Source organism: Acinetobacter psychrotolerans (assembly GCF_048552595.1).
Classification (GTDB): domain Bacteria; phylum Pseudomonadota; class Gammaproteobacteria; order Pseudomonadales; family Moraxellaceae; genus Acinetobacter.
In genome coordinates this window covers 265,864-289,351 of sequence record NZ_JBIMDK010000002.1, presented here as the reverse complement: position 1 = coordinate 289,351, position 23,488 = coordinate 265,864, and the positions used below count along the sequence as shown (strand labels likewise).

At 35.4% G+C, this 23,488-nt stretch carries 25 protein-coding genes and 2 pseudogenes; 8 read left to right on the top strand and 19 right to left on the bottom strand.

All coding sequences use genetic code 11. From position 1 onward, the window contains the following. Window positions 1-345 precede the first annotated feature (345 nt). Window positions 346-777, top strand: coding sequence for a homoprotocatechuate degradation operon regulator HpaR (hpaR, locus tag ACG94X_RS03170; RefSeq protein ID WP_419382275.1), 432 nt, complete (start codon window positions 346-348; stop codon window positions 775-777). 436 nt (window positions 778-1,213) lie between these two features. Here hpaR and dsbG read toward each other — a convergent pair whose 3' ends face one another. The 3 genes from dsbG to dsbD form a co-directional block, all read right to left on the bottom strand. Next, on the bottom strand, window positions 1,214-1,963 hold the full coding sequence (dsbG, locus tag ACG94X_RS03165; RefSeq protein WP_419382274.1) for a thiol:disulfide interchange protein DsbG: 750 nt from the start codon (window positions 1,961-1,963) through the stop codon (window positions 1,214-1,216). A gap of 127 nt (window positions 1,964-2,090) precedes the next feature. Then, window positions 2,091-2,921, bottom strand: a complete 831-nt coding sequence (locus ACG94X_RS03160) for a prolipoprotein diacylglyceryl transferase family protein (protein WP_419382273.1) — start codon at window positions 2,919-2,921, stop codon at window positions 2,091-2,093. After that, a complete protein-coding gene (gene dsbD, locus ACG94X_RS03155; protein ID WP_419382272.1) occupies window positions 2,918-4,930 on the bottom strand; it encodes a protein-disulfide reductase DsbD in 2,013 nt (670 codons plus the stop codon). Before dsbD ends, ACG94X_RS03160 begins: the two co-directional genes overlap by 4 nt. Before the next feature lie 90 nt (window positions 4,931-5,020). Here dsbD and ACG94X_RS03150 point away from each other — a divergent pair, with 90 nt between their 5' ends. The 3 genes and pseudogenes from ACG94X_RS03150 to ACG94X_RS03140 form a co-directional block, all read left to right on the top strand. Continuing rightward, entirely contained in the window at window positions 5,021-5,734 is a 714-nt protein-coding gene (locus ACG94X_RS03150) for a response regulator (protein WP_419382271.1), read from the top strand. After that, the gene (locus ACG94X_RS03145) at window positions 5,731-7,104 is read left to right on the top strand and encodes a sensor histidine kinase (protein WP_419382270.1); all 1,374 of its coding nucleotides are present in this window, start codon (window positions 5,731-5,733) and stop codon (window positions 7,102-7,104) included. The genes ACG94X_RS03150 and ACG94X_RS03145 overlap by 4 nt, the downstream gene beginning before the upstream one ends. A gap of 183 nt (window positions 7,105-7,287) precedes the next feature. Further along, window positions 7,288-7,488 (top strand): annotated as a pseudogene (locus tag ACG94X_RS03140) (IS5/IS1182 family transposase); the annotation flags it as partial. Window positions 7,489-7,715: 227 nt separating this feature from the next. On the opposite strand, the gene fdx reads toward ACG94X_RS03140, so the two are convergent. The 8 genes from fdx to ACG94X_RS03100 form a co-directional block, all read right to left on the bottom strand. Further along, a complete protein-coding gene (gene fdx, locus ACG94X_RS03135; RefSeq protein ID WP_419382269.1) occupies window positions 7,716-8,054 on the bottom strand; it encodes an ISC system 2Fe-2S type ferredoxin in 339 nt (112 codons plus the stop codon). 16 nt (window positions 8,055-8,070) lie between these two features. Further along, window positions 8,071-9,930, bottom strand: a complete 1,860-nt coding sequence (gene hscA / locus ACG94X_RS03130) for a Fe-S protein assembly chaperone HscA (protein ID WP_419382268.1) — start codon at window positions 9,928-9,930, stop codon at window positions 8,071-8,073. Window positions 9,931-10,051: 121 nt separating this feature from the next. Continuing rightward, entirely contained in the window at window positions 10,052-10,567 is a 516-nt protein-coding gene (gene hscB / locus ACG94X_RS03125) for a Fe-S protein assembly co-chaperone HscB (protein ID WP_419382267.1), read from the bottom strand. Window positions 10,568-10,681: 114 nt separating this feature from the next. Then, window positions 10,682-11,002: an iron-sulfur cluster assembly protein IscA gene (gene iscA / locus ACG94X_RS03120; RefSeq protein ID WP_419382266.1), complete on the bottom strand. Its 321-nt coding sequence runs from the start codon at window positions 11,000-11,002 to the stop codon at window positions 10,682-10,684. A 41-nt stretch (window positions 11,003-11,043) separates the two neighbouring features. Next, window positions 11,044-11,430: a Fe-S cluster assembly scaffold IscU gene (iscU, locus tag ACG94X_RS03115; protein WP_419382265.1), complete on the bottom strand. Its 387-nt coding sequence runs from the start codon at window positions 11,428-11,430 to the stop codon at window positions 11,044-11,046. A gap of 109 nt (window positions 11,431-11,539) precedes the next feature. Continuing rightward, the gene (locus ACG94X_RS03110) at window positions 11,540-12,757 is read right to left on the bottom strand and encodes an IscS subfamily cysteine desulfurase (protein ID WP_419382264.1); all 1,218 of its coding nucleotides are present in this window, start codon (window positions 12,755-12,757) and stop codon (window positions 11,540-11,542) included. 1 nt (window position 12,758) lies between these two features. Then, window positions 12,759-13,232, bottom strand: coding sequence for an Rrf2 family transcriptional regulator (locus ACG94X_RS03105; protein WP_419382263.1), 474 nt, complete (start codon window positions 13,230-13,232; stop codon window positions 12,759-12,761). Between the two features lie 146 nt (window positions 13,233-13,378). Next, window positions 13,379-14,032: a hypothetical protein gene (locus ACG94X_RS03100; RefSeq protein ID WP_419382262.1), complete on the bottom strand. Its 654-nt coding sequence runs from the start codon at window positions 14,030-14,032 to the stop codon at window positions 13,379-13,381. Window positions 14,033-14,302: 270 nt separating this feature from the next. On the opposite strand from ACG94X_RS03100, the gene ACG94X_RS03095 reads away from it, so the two are divergent. From ACG94X_RS03095 to ACG94X_RS03085, 3 genes are all read left to right on the top strand, one after another. Next, a complete protein-coding gene (locus ACG94X_RS03095) occupies window positions 14,303-14,770 on the top strand; it encodes a phasin family protein (RefSeq protein WP_419382261.1) in 468 nt (155 codons plus the stop codon). A 167-nt stretch (window positions 14,771-14,937) separates the two neighbouring features. Beyond that, window positions 14,938-15,210 (top strand): non-specific DNA-binding protein Hbs, encoded by a 273-nt coding sequence (gene hbs / locus ACG94X_RS03090; protein WP_419382260.1) that lies wholly within the window; start codon window positions 14,938-14,940, stop codon window positions 15,208-15,210. 129 nt (window positions 15,211-15,339) lie between these two features. Continuing rightward, complete coding sequence (locus ACG94X_RS03085; protein ID WP_419382259.1) at window positions 15,340-17,214, top strand: SurA N-terminal domain-containing protein; 1,875 nt, start codon at window positions 15,340-15,342, stop codon at window positions 17,212-17,214. 195 nt (window positions 17,215-17,409) lie between these two features. Here the strand turns inward: ACG94X_RS03085 and ACG94X_RS03080 are convergent, their stop codons facing one another. After that, window positions 17,410-18,339 carry an AraC family transcriptional regulator gene (locus ACG94X_RS03080; protein ID WP_419382258.1) on the bottom strand — a complete coding sequence of 310 codons (930 nt, stop codon included), beginning with the start codon at window positions 18,337-18,339 and terminating at the stop codon, window positions 17,410-17,412. Window positions 18,340-18,553: 214 nt separating this feature from the next. Here ACG94X_RS03080 and ACG94X_RS03075 point away from each other — a divergent pair, with 214 nt between their 5' ends. Beyond that, on the top strand, window positions 18,554-19,810 hold the full coding sequence (locus tag ACG94X_RS03075; protein WP_419382257.1) for an alkane 1-monooxygenase: 1,257 nt from the start codon (window positions 18,554-18,556) through the stop codon (window positions 19,808-19,810). A 73-nt stretch (window positions 19,811-19,883) separates the two neighbouring features. Here the strand turns inward: ACG94X_RS03075 and ACG94X_RS03070 are convergent, their stop codons facing one another. The 7 genes and pseudogenes from ACG94X_RS03070 to ACG94X_RS03040 all read right to left on the bottom strand — a co-directional run. Continuing rightward, window positions 19,884-20,195 (bottom strand): TusE/DsrC/DsvC family sulfur relay protein, encoded by a 312-nt coding sequence (locus ACG94X_RS03070; RefSeq protein ID WP_419382256.1) that lies wholly within the window; start codon window positions 20,193-20,195, stop codon window positions 19,884-19,886. Between the two features lie 118 nt (window positions 20,196-20,313). Then, window positions 20,314-20,598, bottom strand: a complete 285-nt coding sequence (locus ACG94X_RS03065; protein ID WP_419382255.1) for a DsrH/TusB family sulfur metabolism protein — start codon at window positions 20,596-20,598, stop codon at window positions 20,314-20,316. 20 nt (window positions 20,599-20,618) lie between these two features. Continuing rightward, entirely contained in the window at window positions 20,619-20,969 is a 351-nt protein-coding gene (locus ACG94X_RS03060; RefSeq protein WP_419382254.1) for a hypothetical protein, read from the bottom strand. Between the two features lie 43 nt (window positions 20,970-21,012). Next, entirely contained in the window at window positions 21,013-21,381 is a 369-nt protein-coding gene (tusD, locus tag ACG94X_RS03055; protein WP_419382253.1) for a sulfurtransferase complex subunit TusD, read from the bottom strand. A 617-nt stretch (window positions 21,382-21,998) separates the two neighbouring features. Continuing rightward, a complete protein-coding gene (locus ACG94X_RS03050) occupies window positions 21,999-22,235 on the bottom strand; it encodes a hypothetical protein (RefSeq protein ID WP_419382252.1) in 237 nt (78 codons plus the stop codon). After that, window positions 22,232-22,741: a DUF4951 domain-containing protein gene (locus tag ACG94X_RS03045; protein ID WP_419382251.1), complete on the bottom strand. Its 510-nt coding sequence runs from the start codon at window positions 22,739-22,741 to the stop codon at window positions 22,232-22,234. The genes ACG94X_RS03050 and ACG94X_RS03045 overlap by 4 nt, the downstream gene beginning before the upstream one ends. A gap of 78 nt (window positions 22,742-22,819) precedes the next feature. Next, window positions 22,820-23,238, bottom strand: a pseudogene (locus tag ACG94X_RS03040) (RHS repeat domain-containing protein); the annotation flags it as partial. Between the last annotated feature and the right edge of the window lie 250 nt (window positions 23,239-23,488).

The following is a 23,488-nucleotide window of genomic DNA, read 5'->3' as shown; positions in this document are numbered from 1 at the left end:
AATATTAATTTGAAGTTTTTTCAAAAAATTGAATATTTGGTAAAATATTTTTAATGAATAAAAAAAGTTCTATATAAATCAAATTTTATTTTTAACTTCATCATAAAACAAATAGTTGTATGTATTTTTTAATCTATTTGGCAGTGTGCTTACATATTATATATCATGATTTAATCGTATCCGAGTGTCTACAATATCTTATTTTTGAATGTTATTGATAATCGCATGACAGTAAAATGCAGTATTATTCATTTGAATATTAATGTTATATTTGTTTGTGCATTCGTAAAATGATTTAATTAAACAATAAGTTAATATATTTTTAGTTGCGATATAGGGGGATGAATGAAAACAATTCGACCATCTTTGACACTGGCTTTATTACAAGCACGCGAAGCAATCATGTCGCACTTTAGATCTGCTTTGAATGAAATTGGTTTAACAGAACAGCAATGGCGTGTTATTCGTATTTTGTATCAATATGAAGAGTTAGAGAGTCATCAACTTGCTGATTTAGCATGTATTTTGAAGCCTAGTTTGACTGGTATTTTAAACCGAATGTTAAAGCTAGGTTTGATTAAAAAGCGAAAAGATACTCATGACCAACGAATTAGCTTGATCAAACTTTCAGATCAAGGGAAAAAATGTTTTGAAATTGAATCTGTTAAATTGGAAACTTTATATCTAAAGATCCAAGAGCAATATGGATCTGAAAAAATGCAACAATTGATGCTGTTGTTACAAGATTTGAAAAAAGTGAAAATCGCAAGTTCATGACATTTTTATTGATTATGAAAATGAATTTTTATATCACATGGATGTGTGAAATATACTTTCATATATAGTGGATTTTATCATTATAAAACAATAATTTATGATTCAGTAAGTTGCTTCTGAGTGATTGATTTAACTTTAAAATTAGAATAAATTTGTAATGAATTAAAATTTAAGGACAATAGATAATAAGGAAAATTAAATGATAAAAATGATTTAAGCAGTGAACTCAAGGAGTAACCTAACTCATCCAAAATCTTAGCTTATTGATCAGATATTGATAAAATAGCTGTAGGAGCGTGATTTTTTAGTTACTAGAAAGTTTATTTATTAGACTTTAAGTGCTAGTCGTTGTGTTAAATACTATGTCTACAATTGATTAAATAAAAGAAGATGAATAACGTTATTCATCTTCAATATATCATTAAAGTGGCTATTATTAATCCAACAACTTATTAATATCTTTCGGTGAGCCTTGTTGGCTTTCAATTTCACCTTGTGCATTTTTCCAAACAATAGCTGGTGTGGCGTAAAAACCATATTTATCCATAAGTTTGGTATTTTCATCTATTTTTTCAGAAAGATCTTTAGGAATATTTTTCATCTCCACAAGCTTATTTTTGCCATTGCTTAGATTATATTGTTTGAAAATTTCGGCTGGATTTGCATTGCTTAAAATAGTTGCAGCTTGACCTTTACTACTTGGGCGAATCACGCCAACCACAATATGACGTAATTGAACTTTGCCAGATTCTACCAATGGACGTGCTTGTTTCCAGAACGTATGGCAATACGGACAGTTAGGATCATTAAATACATAGATGATTTTCTTGGCATTTACATCACCATCTTGAATCCATGTAGATTTTTCAAGACTTTTCCAAATCTCATCCAAGACAGCACCTTTAACATGCGTATTGATTGCATCTTCGGTGAGATTTTTTCCAGAAGTATCGAATAAATCGCCAACGATATAATGTTTTTGATCCTTTGAAATAAATACAGTAGAAGGATATTCATCTTTATAGCCAGTCCAACCTGTTAATCCTTCAGGCGCATCAATCTGTTTGACGAATGTATAACCGTCTTTCATCAATTGATTTTTGATTGCATCCACATCTGCAGCAAACAATGAGCTACTGAGTAAAACTCCTAAGGTATAAACCCCAATGGCTTTTAAATTAAACACTTGAAACTCCTATTTCAAATAAAAATATTCGTAAAGCAATGATTCTTAGATGGATAATTAAGAATATAAAAATCTATTAAAAAAATTTAAAAAAAAGATATAGAGAGGCTGCTTATTTATAAACAAACTATTTTGAAACTAATTTTTGAATTTTTTGATGCAGTGCAGCATGAGTGATTTCACCCATATGGGTATCCATTAACTTTCCTTGAGCATTGAAAAATAGTGTGCTGGGTAAGCCATACATGCCTGTCTGCTGTGCCGTGATACCTTCTAAATCCAATAAAACCCATTTCAACTGGATCGAATTTTTTTTCAGATAGGCTTGAATCGTTTGTGCATCTTCACCTTGGTTAATAAAGACAAATTGTACATCTGGAAATTTCTGCTGTGCTTCATTCAATACTGGCATTTCACGATGACACGGTGGACACCAACTGGCCCATAAATTAATAACCGTTGGTTTGCCAATGAATTGTTGTAAATCAACACGATTCTGCTGTGTGTCCAGTAGTTTAACTTTTGGAAATTGTTGATACTGTGTTTGAATCTGACGGTGAATATAAGTCGCTGAAATAATTATAATTAAGAAAATAGTAACAAGTATGCAAATGAATACTTTTTTAAGTTGACGGTTTTTCCAGAATATCCAAAGAAAAGCAGCGATTAATCCTGTGAAAATGTCAAAACCTTTGTCTTGGATTTTAATCATCTCAAGTGGATGTTGCAGATAAATATCAAGATTTAATACAATATACCCAATACGAGCACAGATTAAACCAATTAAAATTGCACTCCATATCGAGTCTTTGAAGATGATCCATTGAGGATCTGATACTGCAAAATATTTTTTACATAATTGTCCAATCAATAAGCTGGCCGCAATTGCTGCGATGAGGATAACGACTCCCCACGGCAGCATGATAGATCCTAAATGGATTGCTTGAGTTGTAATCATGGTGATGATGTGCCGACGTTTATTTTAGCGATATGTTGCAATAATTGAGGGGCAGAGAATGTTCCTGTAAAACGTAATGAACGAATTTCTTGGGCATTTACATCTAAAAACAGCATGGTTGGAGGCCCTAAAATCTCACGTTGTTTGAGAATGGTGTCTTGTGATTCATTATAGGTGGTTAAATCTAATTGGATTAAAGTAAAGTCCTTTAATGCATTTTGAACATCAATACGTGGGAATACCTCTTTCTCTATGGGTTGGCATGCGACACACCAATCTGCATAGACATCAATGATGATAGGATTGCCCAGTGATTTTGCATGATTTAACGCTTGCTCTAATTGTTCCGCAGTGGTGACTTTTTGCCATGCTAAATGTTCAATTTGACTGTGTTGCACTTTATAAGTAGAAAACGCTTGTTGGATATTCCATGCCGCTGCGCCTAGGCTCAAAATAGCAATCAACGCCACAATGATTTTATTGGCAGTTTTTTGACTATCACGTAAAGCGATAAATAAGTAGATTGCCAGTGCAATACATAAGATTGCGAAAATGGTTGAATAAATTGCAGAAGGAAGCATAGGGCGAATAAAGTATAAAGCCACCATGAGCATGATAAAACCGAAGCTAACTTTAATGCGATCCATCCATTGTCCAGGTTTTGGTAATAGTTTTGAACCAAATACGCTAGCAATGAATAACGGTACGCCAATTCCTAAACCTAAAATAAATAGATATAAACCACCCAAAAAGGCACTTTGGCTTTGTGAGACAAAGAGGAGTGCACCTGCAAGTGGTGCGCTCATACATGGACCCACGATAAGAGCTGATAATGCCCCCATAACTACAGCACCTAAAACTGTGCCAGCTTTTTGATTATTTTGTAGATTATGCAATTTATTGGTGATGAATTGCGGTAAATTCAGTTGGAATAAACCGAATAGATTCAAAGCTAAAACTACAAATAAAATTGCAAATAATGAAACAATCCAAGGGCTTTGGAACCAGCGTTGAAAGCTGTAGCCGATTTCGGCAACCACAATACCCATAATGGCGTAAACCACAGCCATACTAATGACAAAACTGAGTGCGATCACCGCAGCTTTATAACCTTTAGCACGTTGTATGATGATGCCTGAAAGAATTGGAATTAAAGGTAATGAACAAGGTAGGAAGGCAAGTAATATACCTAAACCGAAAAACACCAATAGATTGAAAAATAAAGAATCTTGAGATAATAGTTTGAAAAATGATTGATCGTCATTCAATTGTAATGACGTTGTGTTGACATTTTGAATGTTTTCTGTCATTGAGTTTGTTTCATCGCCAGAATTTGCCGGCACTACATTATCAGGGCTTACTTCACTCGCAGCAGAACCCTGTAACGGTAGATTATTTTCAGTCGAAAGTTTTTCAGCAGCTTGCTTATTATTAGCCAAATCAACTTTTTGCGCTGAATTTTGTTTAGGTTGTTTATCCAGAGATTTTGTATCATTGGACTGATTTAGCAATGAATTTGAACTGTTATTGCTGAGTAAAGTTTGTGTTGATGCATGGGTTTGAGGAAATAAACCATCTGCATCTGATTTAATGGTTTTACGCTGTAATGGATAACATAAGCCATCCGCGGAACAGCCTTGATACATTACCAAATAGCTTGAATTCGGCTTAACCTTAATTTGCGTAACGACTTGCTCATAATGAACTTGAGTTTTACCAAAGGTAGGATCATCTTTTTCGTGACCTTTAGGTAATGACAGCGGAATTTCTTGATTATTTACACTGACTTTAAATTGGTCATGATATAAATAGTAATGCGGTGCAATTGTCCACTTTAGTTGTGCTTTGTTTTGTGAAATTGACTCTGCGGACAACTGAAAAGCTTGATCTGGTGGTAAGAATTCTGGATTCGCATGGGCAACTGTAGTGACAGCGCTTATGCTCAGTAAAGTGAAGCAACAGAAATTCAGCAATGTTCGCAACGTCATAATTTCAGGTCTTTCTATCATTTAGTTTCATTATCCATAATTTCAGATTAAGAGAACATTAATCCCAGTTTTTCTTTGTAAAATAGTGTACTAACGGTGGTGAGTATTTGCATGTTTATTTTATTGGTTGAAGATGATCCTTATATCGCAAAAAGTATTGTGATGGCTTTAGCGCATCTCAATTTTTCGGTTGAGCATGTTACGACTGCTAAAGATGCAGATTATTTTGTTAAAAATACAGCGCTCGATTTGTGTTTGCTTGATCTTGGATTGCCAGATCAAGATGGTTTAGATATTTTAAAATCATGGCGTGATCAGCAAATTAACTTACCTGTTTTAGTGTTGACCGCACGAAATAAAACCCAACAATGTGTCGATGCGCTGAATGTCGGCGCGGATGATTATTTGACTAAACCATTTGAATTGTCAGAATTAATTGCACGTATTCATGCATTGGGTAGGCGTCATCGTGGTTTTGCATCGAACCAAATACAATTGGGCGAAATTCTGTTAGATAAAGCCATGTATAAAGCTTATTTAAAGGGTCAAGAACTGAACTTGTCGCGTCGTGAATATACCTTGTTAGAAATTTTTATGTTGCATCCCAAACAAGTGTTAAAGAATGAAGTCCTTATCGATAAAGTCTATGGTTTTCAGGATAATATTGAGAGTAATGCCTTGAATGTACACATCTTTCATCTTAGGCAAAAAATTGGTGTACAGTATATTCAAACTGTCCGTGGAGTAGGCTACATTTTTCAAGTTGAATTAGAAATTCCCCCCAAATCCGCAGATGAACATTTGAATTCGTTGCCATCTTCATGAAAAATTATAGTTTAAAATGGCGTTTAGTTTTAAGTATTACCTGTGCATTCATACTGGTTTGGGTGGTTGCATTTGCGTGGTTATATCTGAATTTAGAAAAGAAAATGACAGAAACGCTAGATGAGCGTTTATCTGCTTCCGCACATATGGTTGCGCGATTATTGGGTCAAATTCCTGCCGAACAATTGGCTCGAACGGCAAAACCTGTAGTTTCAGAGATTAATCCGCAAAATTTAATTGCTTGTGAAGTGATCTATTTTAGTTCGGATGTAATTGTAAATCATCAGGTTGTTGCACGTACTAAAGGTGCGCCAAATGGTTTGGCTGAACGTCCTGCTGGGTTTAGTACGTGGCACCAAAATGGAGTAGAGTGGCGTAGTTATGTATTAAAAAAAGATCAATTACAAGTTGTTGTTGCCGAAAAAATTACCTTAAGAAATTCGTTACTGAGTGAAATTTTAAAATCGATTTTATACCCATTGGTTCTTACTTTAATTCTTTGTATCGTTTTAATTCTATGGATTGTAAAAGCAGAATTTAAACCGGTTGAAATGATGAGTAAATCATTAAATCAACAAAGACAACGTCCAAATCACGAGCTGAATTTTTTATCCAGTCTAAAAAAACAAAATGTTCCCAATGAAATTCAAACTTTTATCGAAAATATTATTGAATTAGTCACACGATTAAACGAAAGTTTAGAAAATGAAAAAAACTTTAGTGCCTATGCAGCGCACGAATTACGCAGTCCACTGACTGCAATTAAAACCAATGTGCAATTGAGCAAAATGTTGGCAGAACAGCAACAATTAAGCTCCTTTGTTGATATTTTAGCGGATGCTGAAAGCAGTATTTTACGCTATCAGAATTTATTAGAAAATTTACTGATCCTGAGTCAAACAGAACATCAACATAGTCATCAAATTGAATTGGTTGATTTAAAGTTATTGCTGAAAGATGTGGTTGAGCAATTACAAGATTCACATCAAGACATTCATAATGAATTAGCAGTCGATTGGAAATCTTTAACAGCCTTGCAACTGTCTTATTCAGCTATGTCGATTAGCCTCAAAAATATTATCGAAAATGCATTCAGACATGCACAATCATCACAAAAAATTCAGATTTTTCAAAAGCAAAATTGCTTATTTATTCGTGATTTTGGAGTAGGGCTCAATCAACAAGAAGTTGAATTGGTAACGAAACGTTTTTGGCGTAAAAATGCGCTACAACAGGGCTATGGTTTAGGATTAGCACTTTCACAAATTTTGCTTGAGCAACAAGGTTTTTTATTGAAATTTGAACATAGTCAACCACATGGGCTCACCGTGGTCATCGACTTTAACCCACAAACTGAAGATGTAAATTAGAATATAAGTTGCATAAATAATTTAGTGATTTTGAACTAACATAATTGATCACAGATTTTTGTATAAATAATAAAGGTGAGTACTCAAGCTTAATTCATTAGGCTGTTGGCATTTGTTGCCTAAAAAAATAGCGAGATAGTAAAATAGCCAAACTCAATTTTACACTCGCTATGGCCTCGTACAATGCTGAATGATCAACACTGGTCTAAGTTACTTTCCATTTTCCGAAATTTTGCAGAAGCAATTATTTATCGGGTTTGAGCTGTCTGGCCTTAATTCAATATCTAAAAATATAATCGTTGGTCTAAAAACTGTAAATCAATGAAAATATTTAAATTAATTTCTTCACATGTTGATATGGAGTGTATTTTTATTGATGGTAGTCAGAGTGGTTGTGACTAGATATGACAAGCTAAAGTGTAGTTATGAGAGTGCCGTTGCTTTAGTTTTTTATATTTATTTGGCTACTGGTACAAAAATTACACTGTAAACAGACCTTAGTTTCAGTATTTTTAATTTTATATTTAATTGATTTTAAAAAAAATAAAACCACTCAATGGAGTGGCTTTATTTTTATGAGCTGATTAATCTCAAGCGTTTAAAGCGCAGAATTAATGATTTTCTGAAGCATGATTAATCGTATATTTTGGAATTTCAATTTCCAAGTCTTGATTGGTAATTTTAACTTGGCAAGACAGGCGTGAGTCAGGTTCTAGACCCCATGCACGATCCAGTAAATCTGCTTCGACATCATCCATTTCATCAAGATTGTCAAAGCCTTGGCGTACAACAATGTGGCAAGTTGTACAGGCTTTTGACATATCGCAAGCATGTTCAATTTTAATGCCATTATTTAGCATGCTTTGACAAAGATTGGCATTTTCTTCAACTTCAAACTCAGCACCATTTGGGCAAATTGTTGCATGAGGTAGTACTTTAATACGTGGCATAGTCTTTACCTATAAATTAGTTTGAATTTGTCCATTCATCAAGTTTAGTTCCTTTTAAAGCATGATCGATATGTTGATTCATTCGTTCAGCAGCAAAAGCATCACTATGTGTCTTTAATTGCTCTACAGCTTGTTCAATCGCTTTAATATCATCTGTTTCCAGTTGTACTTTCAATTGGGCAGTTGCTCGATTGAGTGCATTGAGCTGGTCTGAAGTAAGTAACTGAGCATCTACTTTTAAAGCTTGTTCTAATGCTTCAAGTTCACGGCGTGCTTCAACTTTTGTTTCATTCAGATGGCGAAGATTTTTATCTTCTTCAGCAAATTTATAACCATCCAAGAGTAAACGTTCGGTATCAATCTCAGATAAGCCATATGATGGTTTGATGTCGATTTTTGCATGTACGCCAGAGGTGGTTTCAGCTGCCGATACTGTGAGTAAACCATCAGCATCAACTTGATAGGTAACTTCAATACGCGCTTGACCAGCTGTCATTGGTGGGATGCCACGTAATACGAAACGACCTAGACTACGACAATGCTCAACTAAATCACGTTCACCTTGTACCACATGAATCAACATGGCAGTTTGACCATCTTGATAGGTTGTAAACTCTTGACGGCGTGCGACAGGAATTGCAGTATTACGTGAAATTAGGCGTTCTACTAAACCACCCATAGTCTCTATGCCTAGAGAAAGTGGTGTAACATCTAAAAGTAGTGAGCCATCTTGAGAATTACCAATCAATTGATTTGCAGTGATTGCTGCGCCAATTGCAACGACTTCATCTGGATTAATCGTATATAATGGTTCTTGGTTAAAGACTTGTGCAACAATATTTTTTACAGCATAAGAGCGAGTAGAGCCGCCGACCAATACAACATTTTCAATATCATTCAGTTCAAGTTTGGCATCACGTAAAACACGTTTACATACACTAATGGTTTTATCCAAAGCAACTTTGATAATGTCTTCAAAGGTTGTGCGATCTAGAGTTAAATGATGGTTTAGGACTTTAATATCGACAGATTCTGCATCGCTTAAAGCTTCTTTGGCTTTGCGTGCAGATACGATGAAATGTGCATATTCAGCATCATCTAAGGTTTCAATATTGAGTTGTTTTTTTGCCCATTTGACAATGAGGCGATCTAAATCGTCACCACCTAATGCGGTATGTCCACCTGTCGCTAGGACTTCGAACACACCTTGAGAAAAGCGTAAAATTGAAACATCAAAAGTACCGCCGCCCAAATCATAAATAACATAATTACGATCTGAAGCTAAATTACTGTCTTGATCTAAACCATAAGCAACTGCTGCTGCTGTAGGTTCATTCAACAAACGTAGTACATTTAAGCCTGCAAGTTCAGCAGCATCACGGGTTGCTTGGCGCTGCGCCTCATCGAAATAGGCAGGAACGGTAATCACTGCACCATTCACAGGATTACTTAAACTTTTTTCAGCACGATCTTTGAGTTGTTTTAAAATATCTGCTGAAATTTCGACAGGTGTTTTACGACCTTGTAATGTTTCAAATGCAGGCATTTCATTTTCAGCACCAATGAGGGTATAAGGGTGTTGAAATTTAATATCTGCCTGAGAACGTCCCATGAAACGTTTTACAGAAACGATGGTATTTTTAGGATCAGTTGTTGTAAATGGTTTGGCTGCATCGCCATATTCTATTGAATTTTTAGAATAATGAACAATAGATGGAAGTAATACACGACCTTGTTCGTCATTCAAAACTTTTGCTTTGCCTGATAATACAGTTGCAACTAATGAATGTGTTGTGCCTAGGTCAATGCCAATCGCAATACGATGTTCGTGTGGCGCACTTGATTGTCCAGGTTCAGCAATTTGCAAGAGTGCCATTGTATTACATCCTTAAAATATACAAATAAGTGTTCAAAATGTGACATTTCAAAAGCGATATCATTTGAAATAATCTCGTTCAATCCGCATTTAGATTGAAATGGTTAAATTGAAACTATAATTAAAAATCATCATCTAAATCAAAGTCTTCATCATCGAGTAGACGATCTTCAACTTTATCAATATCGTTCATGACTTTTTGAAAAAAGCGTAATTTACGAACTGTATCTCTCGCTTCTGCCCAATCTTGTTCCGTGTAATCAAGTTTAAATTCACGAACTAAGCTTTCAATCCATTGATTCACTTCTTTTTTTAGTGAAACCAATTGTTCTGTATCGATAGCTTCGTCAAGTTGTTCGCGAATTTCTAAGGCAGATTGCAGGAATTCAAAATCATTAATCGACTGGTCGAGATTATGGTCTTGTTTTTTGAGTGCTAATAAATAAGCTGCTCGACTATCCACATTGGCTAATGCTTTGTAAGCTTGATTAATTTCACTAGATTTAATCAAAGCTTGGGATTTATCTTCAGCTTTGTCTGGATGATATTGTTGTTGCAATTTTAAAAAATTAGCTTTTAAGTTTGCTAGATCAATATCGAGTGCTTCTGGGAGATTAAATAACTCAAAATGACTCATGGGAGATACTTATCCACGATGTTTTGCAAGAAAACAGTAATGTTAATTTGGTTAAAACAAATATGATTAAAACAGTGCATGACACTGTTTTAATATAAAAAAGTGTAGGGCATATTATACAGTGAAAGATTCACCGCAACCACATTCACCTTTTTTGTTTGGGTTATTGAACTCGAAGCCTTCATTTAGACCATTTTTAACATAGTCCATTTCCATATCATCAAGATAAACCAAACTTTTAGGGTCTACAAAAACTTTGACGCCAAACTGTTCAAATACTTGATCATGTGTATCTACATCATCCACAAATTCAAGTACATAGGCTAAGCCTGAACAGCCTGAAGTTTTCACACCAAGACGAATACCTTGACCCTTACCGCGATTCTTTAAGTAATTGCTGATATGAGTTGCAGCATTTTCAGTTACGTGGATCATGAAAACTCCGATATAAAATCATCTGAAAAAACAAACAGATATTAGGCTTTAGCTTTTTTGCTACGATAATCTTCAACAGCAGCTTTAATTGCATCTTCAGCAAGTACAGAACAATGTACTTTTACTGGAGGAAGCGCAAGTTCAGTTGCAATATCAATATTTTTGATTGCTTGAGCTTGGTCTAAAGTTTTACCTTTAAGCCACTCTGTAACCAATGAACTTGAAGCAATCGCAGAACCACAACCATAGGTTTTAAAACGAGCCTCTTCAATGATGCCATTGTCATCCACTTGGATTTGAAGGCGCATCACATCGCCACATGCAGGTGCACCGACCATACCTGTACCAACATTTTCAGCATTTTTGTCTAAAACGCCTACATTACGAGGGTTTTCGTAATGATCAATTACTTTTTCACTATAAGCCATGATGCTTCTCCAAAACTCGGGGTCCGCGTTGAGAAATATGTATTGCTACACTCTAATATGGTGGCATTTTACTGATTTTCAATAAAATGCCAAATTTTGAATACAGAACTTAGTGTTCAGCCCATTCTACTGAGCTTAAGTCGATACCTTCTTGGTACATATCCCAAAGCGGAGAAAGTGCACGTAATTTTTCGACGGCAGCTTTAGTGATTTCGATCACATGGTCGATATCTGCTTCAGTGGTATAGTGACCGAAGCTAAAACGAATTGAGCTATGAGCCAATTCATCAGATAAGCCAAGTGCACGAAGTACATAAGAAGGTTCTAAAGTTGCAGAAGTACACGCTGAACCAGATGATACAGCTGCATCTTTAAGTGCCATCATTAATGATTCGCCTTCAACAAAGTTGAAACTTACATTTAAGTAGTTAGCAACATTGTAAGTCGGGTGACCATTTAAAAATATTTGTTCTAAACCTTGCAGACCATTCCAAAGCTTGTCACGAAGTATGCGTAAACGTGCTTGTTCAACTTCTAAAGACTTACCAGCAAGTTCAAATGCTTCACCGATACCCACAATTTGATGGGTTGGGAGTGTACCTGAACGCATACCACGTTCATGACCGCCACCATGCATTTGTGCTTTGATACGAACACGTGGACTACGGCGTACAAATAAAGCACCAATTCCTTTAGGGCCATAGACTTTATGACCAGAGAAACTCATTAAATCTACTTTCATTGTAGAAAGATCGATTTCAACTTTACCTGCGGCTTGTGCAGCATCTACGTGGAAATACGTTTTATTGGCGCGAGTTAACTCACCAATTGCAGCAACATCAGTCACAGTACCTGTTTCGTTGTTCACCATCATTAGTGAAACAAGAATCGTATCTGGGCGAAGTGCAGCCTTAACCATTTCAGCAGTAATTAAGCCTGTGCTTGGTTCTGGATCAAGGTAAGTAATCTCAAAACCATCTTCTTCTAATTCACGACAGGTATCTAAAATTGCTTTATGTTCAATTTTACTGGTGATGATGTGTTTGCCTTTAGAGCCATAAAACTGAGCAATACCTTTAAGCGCAAGGTTGTCAGATTCAGTTGCTCCAGAAGTCCACACAATTTCACGCGGATCAGCTTTAATTAGGTTTGCCACTTGCTCGCGAGCATATTCGGCTTTTTCTTCAGCTTGCCAACCATAAGCATGTGAGCGAGATGCAGGATTACCAAAAGTACCGTCAAATGTGAGACATTCCATCATGCGTTCTGCAACTTGAGGGTCGACTGGAGTCGTCGCTGCGTAATCAAGATAAATTGGACGTTTCATGTCAAATACCTGTAACCGATAAGAGGGCTGAATCATGAGGTGCTGAATTTTGACGAACTGCAACGGTTTGTACGTTGTCACGTGCTACAAGATCTGCAAGTGTGATTTTACCTAAGTAATCGGCAATATGATGGGAGAGTTCTTGCCATAAATCATGAGTCAAACACATCGCACCATTTTGGCAGTTAGCTTTATGGTCGCAACGGGTTGCATCAACAGTTTCATTTACAGCTTCGATAATTTCTAAGACAGTGATTTCGTCAGCAATGCGTGCTAAATGATAGCCACCATTCGCACCACGCACACTTGAAACTAAACCATGTCGCTTTAATTTTGCGAATAATTGTTCAAGATAAGCAACGGAAATCGTTTGGCGAGCTGCAATTTCTGCCAGCGTGATCGTTTGTTCAACTGGCTGCAATGCAAGATCAAGTAGAGCAGTCACTGCGTAGCGACCGCGAGTAGTTAGACGCATGATTCGATACAGTTTTAGACTAGATGTGTGGATTTTATGAATCCTGACTAAATTAGTCAAGTATTTTTGAATTTAATTCTGACTAATTTAGTCAGAATTTATTACAAGCGATACAAATTTAGAATAATGAATTATTTGCTTCGATTTTATGAAAAAATCTGCGACAAATTATACACGATTAATACCAAAAAAAGAAAGCCTACTACGCCAAAAGTTGTATTTATACGTTGCTGATTTCGTTGCATGCGTTTTATGCGGTTCTGATACTGCTTAACTTCAACTTGTAGTGTGTTGATTTTTGAGCGTTGTTGGTCAATTTTTTCCAACAAAGGCGCAATACGTTTTTTAGATGCACGTGTTTGATCATCATCATCTGAATTGGTTAACCATTGTTTCCAATCAGAAAGAAGTTTAGGTGCTGTTAAATGGATCAATAAATCATGAAATTGATCTTTGATGATGTCACTGCCTTCTAAACGGAGTTTTTTCATGCTACGTCTGTTGGCAAAAGCAAAAATTTGGACTAAATCGAGTAAAGTGCTACTTACAGAAAGATCAACTGGTTTCTCTGGTGCTTTTAAATCAAATAAAATGCCCCGATCTGTAAATTGAACATAAAAGTCAAAATACGGAATGTAGCTATTGATCTTAATCGTTGTTTGCTGCGCAACAAATCTTTTTGCTTGCAAGCGAACAACACGATCATGTTTCAATACGAAAGAATAAATTGTTTCCAATATAATCATGGCAATGTTTAGCAACAAACGGGATTGACCTTGTTTTTGTTGCGACTCATTCATAAAAAATTCCTATAGCAAATCAGAGAGTCCAGTCTCATTAAATCATAAATGTGATACAAGTCACATATAGTAGCATTTATTTTTGATTTATTAATAACTCAAAAAGTGAAGTAATATGCTTTTTAAATACTCTATTTACATTGCAGATAAAATATTTCCTTTGCTTTGTAGAACAGTTTAGCAAAAGGTTCAATACCTTTATTTGATATTATTGATATATTTTCTACATAATTTGTTTATTTAAGCATTAAAAGCAGGAGTAAGGGTGGGATGGAGCAGGATATGAACAATAACAAAGCTGATGAGCTTAATCTGAGTGAAGAAAATTCAATATCAATCAGATCAAGAAATCAGCGTAAATCTCATTTAGATTTTAGGAAATATACCAAACAAATTTGGTTGGCTGGTCTGGGTGCATTCTCTAGAGCAGAGGAAGAAGGTAATAAATTATTTGATACTTTGGTGAAGGTCGGAGAAGAGTTAGAGTCAAAAACGGTTGAGGTCACTGATCAAACGGTAAATAAAGTGACGGAGAAAACCAAAGAGTCTGTAATTGACACCAAAGACAAAGTTGAGAAGCTTTTAGACCAGAGTGTTAATCATTCTTTAAATAGAATTGGATTGGTGACAGCGAAGGATCTTCAGCATTTAGAAAATTTAATATTACAATTAAATAGCAAGGTAGATGCTTTGGTTGAAGACAATAAAAACTTATATGAACAATTGCTAAAAAAATGACATAAATGCGAGGAAACAAAAAAAATAGCGTTTTTTAGTCGTAATTTTTGTGAAAAGCGTGTTTGGAGTCTTGCGTTTCCCCCCAAAGCATTGCTATAAAGTCGACATGGCCTTTGATCTACACAGCCTTAGAACTTAAACAAACGATATAAGAGGACGTAATCTTCATGAATAAATCAGAATTAATCGATGCGATTGCAGAGAAAGGTGGATTGTCTAAGTCAGATGCTGGTAAAGCATTAGATGCGACTATTGCTTCAATCGGTGAAGCACTTAAAATGGGTGATACAGTTACATTAGTTGGTTTTGGTACTTTTAGTGTTAAAGACCGTGCGGCTCGTACCGGTCGTAACCCAAAAACTGGTGAAGAACTACAAATTAAAGCAAGTAAAGTACCTAGCTTCAAAGCAGGTAAAGGCTTAAAAGATTCAGTAGCTTAATCTTTGTTTGCTAAAGGCGCGCCCATGTGGCGCGTTTTTTATGAAATATATAGAATTAAAATAGATTGTTGATTCATTCATTTCTTAATTTCAGTTAGAATCCTTAAGAAATAAAATATTGGAATACTCATGGAATCGTTTCGTACTTTCATAAGGGGCTGGTTTGGTAAAGTTCTCCTTGTGTTATTTTTAGCGCCATTCGCTGTAGTTGGCATCGAAGGTTATTTCAGCGGTGGGCAAAAAGAAGACGTAGCTAAAACCGTAAATGGTCAAGATATTTCGAAAAAAGAGTTAGAAGCTGTTACGAAAGGTTATACAGATCAATTACTCAGTAATCCTGCAATTAAGGGAGATGAATCGTTATTAAATAAAGATTTTATTTCCAATAAAGCACTTGAGTACTTGATTAGTCAAAACCTTTTGAGCCAGCAAGCAAATAAATTGGGTATTACTTTGAGTGATGCTCAAATTGAACAAAAAATTGCTCAAATTCCTAATTTTCAGGAAAATGGTAAATTTTCAAAACCTTTGTATGAAAATTATTTACGCTCTCAGGGGATAAATAGTCAAATATTTATTCAAAATATTCGTCGTGATTTTTCTTTAAGCTTATTAACATCTTCAATTGTTGATAATGCTTTGATCAGCAAAACTGATCTTCAACAAATCACAAACTTACAAACTGAGCAACGTGAATTGTTTTTATCGAGTGTGAAACTTGATGACTATAAAGCCAATGTTAAAGTGACAAATCAAGAAATTGCTGATTATTATAACAAACATCCAAATCAATTTAAGCAAGTAGCTTCTGTTGATGTAGATTTTGTCGTGCTTAGTCCAGCGACTTTAACGCAAGTAAATACTGCGGTAAGTGATGCAGAACTACAAGAAGCTTATAAGCAATTTGTTGAAAAACATAATCAAAATGCAAAACGTGAAGTTAAACATATTCTGATTACGACGGACAGCCGTACAGCAGAACAAGCTGCAAAAATTGCCAATGATGTATATGCAAAAATTCAAGCAGGAACTTCATTTGCAGATGCAGCTGCTCAGTATTCCGAAGATCCAGACTCTAAAACTAAAGGCGGTACGCTTGCAGCATATGCGACAGGTTTGTTTGGAACAGAGTTTGATAATGCCGTTTCGACGACTGCCAATGGTCAAGTGTCTAAGCCTGTAAAAACACAGTTCGGTTATCATTTAATCGAAGTGGAAACACTTGAAGATGCAGTGCCATCATTTGAAGCTAAAAAAGCTGAATTAACAGCAGAAGTGATTAAAAATAAATCTGCAAACTACTTTTCAGACACTGTAAATAGTTTGAATGAACAAGTGGTGAGTAGTGATACGTTAGATGTTATCCCTCAAGCTATTAAAACAGCCAAGATCCAATCGGAAAATGCGGTGACTTTGGGTACAACCAATCCAGTTTTAGCCGATCCTGCTGTAAAATCTAAGCTATTTAGTGATGATGTGAAGAATGGTAATACAACGGCTTCAAGTAATATTCAAACGGCTAATGGTGATACGGTTTGGATTAAAGTACGTCAGTATCATGCTGCAGGTACACAACCTTTAGCGCAAGCAACTGCACGTGTTAGAGCGAAATTGATTGAACAGAAAGCTTTTGATGCTGCACATGCAAAATTAAATGCAATGTTGGCAGATTTCAAAAAATTGCCTGCACAAGAAGTGACGGCAAAACATCAGTTTAATTTTGTTCACGCAGGTATTTTCACACGTTCACAAGGTTTAAAACGTGAAATTGAACGTGCTGCATTTAGCCAAGCTGCACCAAAAGCGGGTATGTGGTCTGTCACTACTGCAAAACTACCAAACGAATTGGTTGTTGTTGCTGTTTCAAATGTGAAAACTACACCAATTGATCAAATGAATCCTGCGCAAACAGAGCAGTTGACTCAAATGTATCAAAAATTCCGTGGTGAACAGTTACTAGATGACTATACACATTATTTAAAATCTCAAGCTAAAATTAAGTAATATTTTAATTAATATGATTGAGTTATAAAAAAGCGCTTCGGCGCTTTTTTTTGTCTTTGAAAACTGGGAATGAAAGTGCCTAGATGTAAAGTTTTTTTAACTTGTAAAAGTGATGCTCATTTCACCGATAGATTTTAAGTCGTGCTGGTTAAGTTATATTGTTAAAATTAAGCTCATTTAACCTATATAATGGTTTTAACAGGAGATCACCTGATTTCGATACAGGCTAGGGCTCATTTCAAATTGCTTTTTAAAGGCCTGGCTAAATGCAGTTTCAGAAGAATAGCCAACTTGATGTGCAATCTGTTGAATGGACAATTGACCTTGTTTTAAGAGTTGACTAGCTAAACGTAAGCGATGTTGTTGTAGATAAGCTAAAGGCGTTTCACCAATAATTTGGTTAAATAGATTCGCGAATTTAGAGCGAGACATACAGCAAGTTTCAGCTAAACTTTCTACTGTCCAACTAAATGCAGGTTGACCATGAATAGCAGCCAAAGCATTGGAAAGCTCAGGATGAACCAAAGCGTTTAACCAATTATTCTGATCTTGCATTTGTTCAATATAATCCCGAACACATTCGATCATCATAATGCTGACCACGTGATCCATAATTTTATTTTTACCTGCCGATGTTCTGTGGGTTTCAGCAGCAACAAAATATAATCCAATTCTTAACCATTCAGGTGCTTCATCGCTCAATGCATTTTGAATGTGTAAGTAGGGTGGTAAGGCATTAACCAATGGTTTTGCCATAATCGCATTTAAATGGCATCGTACGGTTAAAATAAGCGTCTTTTCATGATCACCTTGTCCAAACTCAATGGCATCTTGTCTGAGACCATTAAATAAGGGATTGATATTGATGACTTCTACCAGTTGGTGATCTGAACTTCCCATCACTTGATGTTCTAGTCCTGCGGGAATGAGGAGCATGTCACCTGTGTTTAAATCTAGATTAATTTGATTGCGAAATTTTAAATGCGCTTTTCCATATAAAATAATATGCGCAATCACGGCAGATTGTTCAGCACATTGAAAAGCCCAAGCACCTTGAGCCTGTAAATAAATATATTCGGAATGATTCAAATGAATATCATCAAAAATTTTACTGAGTGCATCCATAAGCGTTATTCAAAATTTCCTATTGGTGATTATAGCTAAAATTATAAAATCGTTACGTATTATCATTACTGTATTTAAACATGTGCGAAAAGGACAATCTCTAGGTCGAACGAGACAAAGACTTTTCAATAGCTTTTTTGGACGCTTACAACTGTTGTGAATGACTGGAATAATCAAATATATAGATAAGAATAAAGAGTTTAAAGGTGTAGTGATGAATGCTCCAGTACAAATGACTGAACAGCTTCAGGAAGTAAAGCAAAAGTCAGGTTTTCAACTCGATAGAAAAAGATATCTTTGGATGATTAGTCCATCTTTACCTGTGATTGGTTTGGGTATTTTAGCAGGTTATCATGTTGCACCTAAACCATTGAAAAAAGTATTCGCATTAGGCGGTCCCTTGGTATTGCATGTCATTATTCCAGCCATAGATTCTCTTATTGGTAAGGATAAAAATAACCCAACAGCAGAAGATGTGAAATTGCTTGAGCAAGATCCATACTATTCTCGCTTGGTAAAATCTTTTATTCCAATTCAATATGTTGCCAATATCTATGCATGCTATTTAGTCAGTCGCAAACAGACCTCATTTTTAGATAAGATCCTATTGGGTATGTCTATGGGTGCAATTAATGGTATTGCGATTAATACCGCACATGAGTTAAGTCATAAGCCTGATCGCATTGACCATATTCTTTCTCATTTGGCTTTAGTGCCTTCAGGATATAACCATTTCCGAATTGAGCATCCGTATGGGCATCATAAGCGAGCAGCGACACCAGAAGATCCTGCATCATCACAGATGGGCGAAACTTTGTATGATTTCTTGCCGCGTACAGTGATTGGTTCGTTTAAATCGGCGATTGAAATTGAAACCAATCGTTTGAAACGTAAAGGTTTAGGTTTTTGGACGAAGGAAAATGAGTTACTGCAAGGATGGGCGATGACAGGGGTTTTTCATTCAACCATGGTCGGAATCTTTGGTAAAGGTATATTACCTTACTTAGCGACACAATCTGCTTATAGCATTGGTTTGTTTGAGATTATTAATTATATTGAGCATTATGGTTTATTGCGTCAAAAGAATGAAAATGGTAAATATGAACGTACTATGCCTGAACATAGTTGGAATAATAATAACATCGTAACCAATTTATTCCTTTATCAATTGCAACGTCATTCAGATCATCATGCTTTTCCAACCCGTCCATTCCAAGCATTGCGTCATTTTGATGAGGCACCTGAGTTGCCAAGTGGTTATGCGAGTATGCTTTTACCTGCCATGATTCCATCGTGGTGGTCTAAGATTATGGATAAGCGAGTTTTTGAGCATTACAATGGTGACTTGAATAAAGCCAATATTTATCCAAAACGCCGTGCAAGTTTGTTTAAAAAGTTTGGAGTAATAGATAAATCTATGAATTCACCTAAAAATGAAGATTTAGTAGGCAAATCTAATGTAATTTTTTAAATTATTATCACACTAAGAAGTATAAAAAATCCAAAGTGTAAGTGCTTTGGATTTTTTCATTCAATGATATGATTTACAAGCAATTCGCTGGCTTTGGCACACCAGCCAAACGACTCAAATGGCGCGCAACTAATCCAGTATTAAACTTTGCTTGTAACATTGCATTATCAATTTCAGGGCTAACAGTCTTCATTAAAAATTTAATTAAAGGACGCGTCGCAGGAGAGTGCCCAAATTGAGCATAGAACTGACGTACAGCTTGCAAAACTTCAAAGTGCCAATCTGTAAGCTCTAGTTCGAGAGACTTGGCGAGCTCTTGTGCAACTTGTTCATTCCAAATGGTGTAATCGACCAAATGACCATCTTGATCTAATTCTAAGTTCATGAAATAGCCTAAGTAAGTCTAATCATAGAATGACTAAATCTATGATTTTAGAGTAAGGAGAAATTGAAAATATGATTATAGTCAAAACGACATCAGCATTTGATCATTGAATTAGGGATTATGTTAACCGAATACAGCGCTTAAAATCTAACACTAAGTCTGCAAATTGAGCATATGAAATTTGCTGAATATGATTAGGTATTTCATCGACTAATATTTCAGCATCATTTTCCAGTATTGCGATGTGTTGTTTATTCAAAAGCCGCTGATCATGTACAAATAATACAGCATCACCCATGAGAACCAATTGATCGTTTTCGGAATACAGGTGTTCTAACTGATCTAAATTTGAATCAGTTTGATTAAACGTAGATTGAACTAAAAAAAGTGTTTTATCAGACATAAAAAAGACTCGGCAAGGTATTACCAATACAGCACATGATCAAATGATTGAATGAATTCCGCATTCAAATCAATAAATTCTAGCTCTTGTTGTGTTTGAGTAACAAAACTGGAATTTTTATCCTTATTTTCAACTAAAATTGGCGTTAAATCATAAAATTCGAAGCTGTCTACCATATTTGAAGCCAGTTTAAAGGCTTGCTTTAAACCGTCAAAAGGCAGATCAGATTTTAATAAACTGAGTGCAGCATTTTGCAGTAATACTTTGACTTCACTACCAAAAGTTGCAAGTACCATAGTTGCAGACAAACTCTCGTGTACTTGTAAGCTGTTTAAATTGGCTTGAGTTAATATGACCAGTACGGTTTTCACACAATTTACCTTTTAAATGCAACAATTGAATAAAAATAACAACCTAGAATTGAATAAGACGATCTGAAGATTGAACGGCATCTGCAAGCTCACCCAAACCGACTAACTCAAAACCTGAAGCAAGGTTATGTGCTTTAATTTGGTGACGTTGAGCATTTTCCTGATCTGTAATGCCGCGTGCAAGTGCTGCACTCACACATACAGGAAGGCGTATCGCTAATTCTTGCCACGCTTCAGTTAAGTCTCGTTGATCATCAGGAACCCATTGCAAGCTGTTCGCTACTTGCACACCATCTTGATAAAAGAATACGCAAAAGTCTTGCTGCTTTTGTTGCAGGGCTTGTGCCAATCCTAGTGCATGCCACGCATGGATTGAACTAGGTGCAGCGGTGATCAGTAATAGAGAACTCATTCAAACTTCACTTGGAGAATAGGCAGCAATTTTGCAGCATTCATACTTGATAATAAATAGGTAGTATACAATGATTTTATATGGCTTCTGAAGAAATTAAAGCTAAATATTAAAAAAATTAAAGATATAATCATTTAAAAACAATGATTTATTTAAATATTGATGTTTGAAAGTATAAAGCCATTTCTTTTATTTGCATTAAATCACCCTCGTTTTCTTTATTTTTCTATTTTATTGATAAAATGAAAGGCAATCTGCACCAAAAATGAAACTACCAAAACCAATACGGCGCGGGTTGCATATTCTTATTCTAATGGACACACAGTGGCGTTTATTAGTGAACAGTGATTCTTCTTTAACATGGACACTATTCTACACTTTTAATTCAATCTGATATTCTCACAATGTTTACTTCTATTCATAGACCACAATACAAAATCGTTCTAAATCCATTATCAGAATTTAGAACTGCTGAACACCTAACACAAATTATTGCATGCTGCTTAAGTTTTCTATTGAGCAACTCATCTTGTTAAATTTGGGTATGAACCATTACATCCATTAGCCCAACTACTAATCATTGTTTGTGCATGATATGCAATGTTGTAAAATAAAATTTAAAAAATTTTTTCACCATCTTGATATACATTAATTACACTGCCTTCCCATCCATATAAAACTAGCGTCTTTTGAATTGATTCTATCATCAAGCAACCGTGCTCAGAGCCTCCTTCAATTTGAATTTCTACTTTAACTTTCGAATCAATATAAAGTTCTTGCCCCCACGGTTCTATAATTAATTTAATTGCTTCATCAGAAGAATTTTGATATATAATTTTCTGTTTAGATTTCATTTTCTTATATTTTCCATATGTTCGATAATACGATTCATTAGCAGAACTCTGTTTTGAGCAGTAGTATTATGAACATTCCTGAAAAATTCATTAGCATAAAAAGTACGCCATTGATTAGTCATTTGTAGTGTAAGCCCCTGACTTTGCATAACAGCAACTTCAAATTTCGTAATATTTTGAGATCTTATAAGTGCTCCTTCAGAACCTTTTCCCCACTTTATAAAATCGCTACCAAATTTATTTTGAGTTTCAATCCCAGGTGGAAATGGAGGAGCTGGTAATTTCGCTATATTCTTATTAAGCCAAGGCTTCGACAATGGCGTGTAAGTATTGAATGTCATACTTCTAAGATCAATAATATTATCATATTGTGGTTTAAATATTAAATCACTTATCCCTGTTAGCCATTTAAATTTTGGAGTTGGTGCTAAAGTAGCAAAATCATTAAGAAAATTCTGACCTAAATAATCAGTAACAGTACCTCCTGAGGTAGAATAGAAACTCATCCCATCTTCAACTCAAACACCATTTTTAACTACAGTTGCTTTTCCTGTCGGATCACTAAACGTATAACTATCATTCTATCCATACTGATAACGATTAGTCTGACCATGCCCTTTCATAATAAACGTTACAGGATCAGGCTGATAAAACCGTCCAATCACAGGGTTATAGTGACGTTGCTTTAAATAAACCAAATCATCAGCATTTTGAACCCCACCAACAAAAGCATCCGGGTTCTTTAAATTACTTGGCTTCTTATATTGAAGCTGTTGCCCAAAAGGGGCGTATTGATACGACTGACTGACCACACCTGTTCATTGATCACATTTAAGGTTGAACCATCAAAGTTCTGTACATGATATTGAATCCTATCCTTAGCCAGCGTGAGCTGGCTAAGGTCAAGAAAGAGACTGAATACAATCAATTGAGCTGTTATTAACCAGATATTATTTGGCTGCATATTATTATTTTTCATTAGGTTTTTCATTTTTTTTTTCATGATTCGTCCCCCTTAATCATCTTCAAGAATCATATCTAAGATGGGTGGTAACCAAGCTGCCATATCCTCACCAGGATCAGGTTCACTTGGGTTAATCAATATAAATTTTTTGCTTTTTTCTCATGGTAAACTTCTAATGAGTATCTATAGTTTACCAAGTTAAAGCCTCCGGTTTTTTCAGCAGACATTATCCATACTAAAAGAAAAAGTGAACTTATAGCTAAAACTATAATGAACCACCTATCTATTT

Coding starts and splice junctions, on each gene's coding strand:
- hpaR (WP_419382275.1), top strand. CDS start 346: ATGAAAACAATTCGACCATCTTTGACACTGGCTTTATTACAAGCACGC.
- ACG94X_RS03160 (WP_419382273.1), bottom strand. CDS start 2,921: ATGATTACAACTCAAGCAATCCATTTAGGATCTATCATGCTGCCGTGG.
- dsbD (WP_419382272.1), bottom strand. CDS start 4,930: ATGATAGAAAGACCTGAAATTATGACGTTGCGAACATTGCTGAATTTC.
- ACG94X_RS03150 (WP_419382271.1), top strand. CDS start 5,021: ATGTTTATTTTATTGGTTGAAGATGATCCTTATATCGCAAAAAGTATT.
- ACG94X_RS03145 (WP_419382270.1), top strand. CDS start 5,731: ATGAAAAATTATAGTTTAAAATGGCGTTTAGTTTTAAGTATTACCTGT.
- fdx (WP_419382269.1), bottom strand. CDS start 8,054: ATGCCACGTATTAAAGTACTACCTCATGCAACAATTTGCCCAAATGGT.
- hscA (WP_419382268.1), bottom strand. CDS start 9,930: ATGGCACTCTTGCAAATTGCTGAACCTGGACAATCAAGTGCGCCACAC.
- hscB (WP_419382267.1), bottom strand. CDS start 10,567: ATGAGTCATTTTGAGTTATTTAATCTCCCAGAAGCACTCGATATTGAT.
- iscA (WP_419382266.1), bottom strand. CDS start 11,002: ATGATCCACGTAACTGAAAATGCTGCAACTCATATCAGCAATTACTTA.
- iscU (WP_419382265.1), bottom strand. CDS start 11,430: ATGGCTTATAGTGAAAAAGTAATTGATCATTACGAAAACCCTCGTAAT.
- ACG94X_RS03110 (WP_419382264.1), bottom strand. CDS start 12,757: ATGAAACGTCCAATTTATCTTGATTACGCAGCGACGACTCCAGTCGAC.
- ACG94X_RS03105 (WP_419382263.1), bottom strand. CDS start 13,232: ATGCGTCTAACTACTCGCGGTCGCTACGCAGTGACTGCTCTACTTGAT.
- ACG94X_RS03100 (WP_419382262.1), bottom strand. CDS start 14,032: ATGAATGAGTCGCAACAAAAACAAGGTCAATCCCGTTTGTTGCTAAAC.
- ACG94X_RS03095 (WP_419382261.1), top strand. CDS start 14,303: ATGGAGCAGGATATGAACAATAACAAAGCTGATGAGCTTAATCTGAGT.
- hbs (WP_419382260.1), top strand. CDS start 14,938: ATGAATAAATCAGAATTAATCGATGCGATTGCAGAGAAAGGTGGATTG.
- ACG94X_RS03085 (WP_419382259.1), top strand. CDS start 15,340: ATGGAATCGTTTCGTACTTTCATAAGGGGCTGGTTTGGTAAAGTTCTC.
- ACG94X_RS03080 (WP_419382258.1), bottom strand. CDS start 18,339: ATGGATGCACTCAGTAAAATTTTTGATGATATTCATTTGAATCATTCC.
- ACG94X_RS03075 (WP_419382257.1), top strand. CDS start 18,554: ATGAATGCTCCAGTACAAATGACTGAACAGCTTCAGGAAGTAAAGCAA.
- ACG94X_RS03070 (WP_419382256.1), bottom strand. CDS start 20,195: ATGAACTTAGAATTAGATCAAGATGGTCATTTGGTCGATTACACCATT.
- ACG94X_RS03065 (WP_419382255.1), bottom strand. CDS start 20,598: ATGTCTGATAAAACACTTTTTTTAGTTCAATCTACGTTTAATCAAACT.
- tusD (WP_419382253.1), bottom strand. CDS start 21,381: ATGAGTTCTCTATTACTGATCACCGCTGCACCTAGTTCAATCCATGCG.
- ACG94X_RS03050 (WP_419382252.1), bottom strand. CDS start 22,235: ATGAAATCTAAACAGAAAATTATATATCAAAATTCTTCTGATGAAGCA.
- ACG94X_RS03045 (WP_419382251.1), bottom strand. CDS start 22,741: ATGAGTTTCTATTCTACCTCAGGAGGTACTGTTACTGATTATTTAGGT.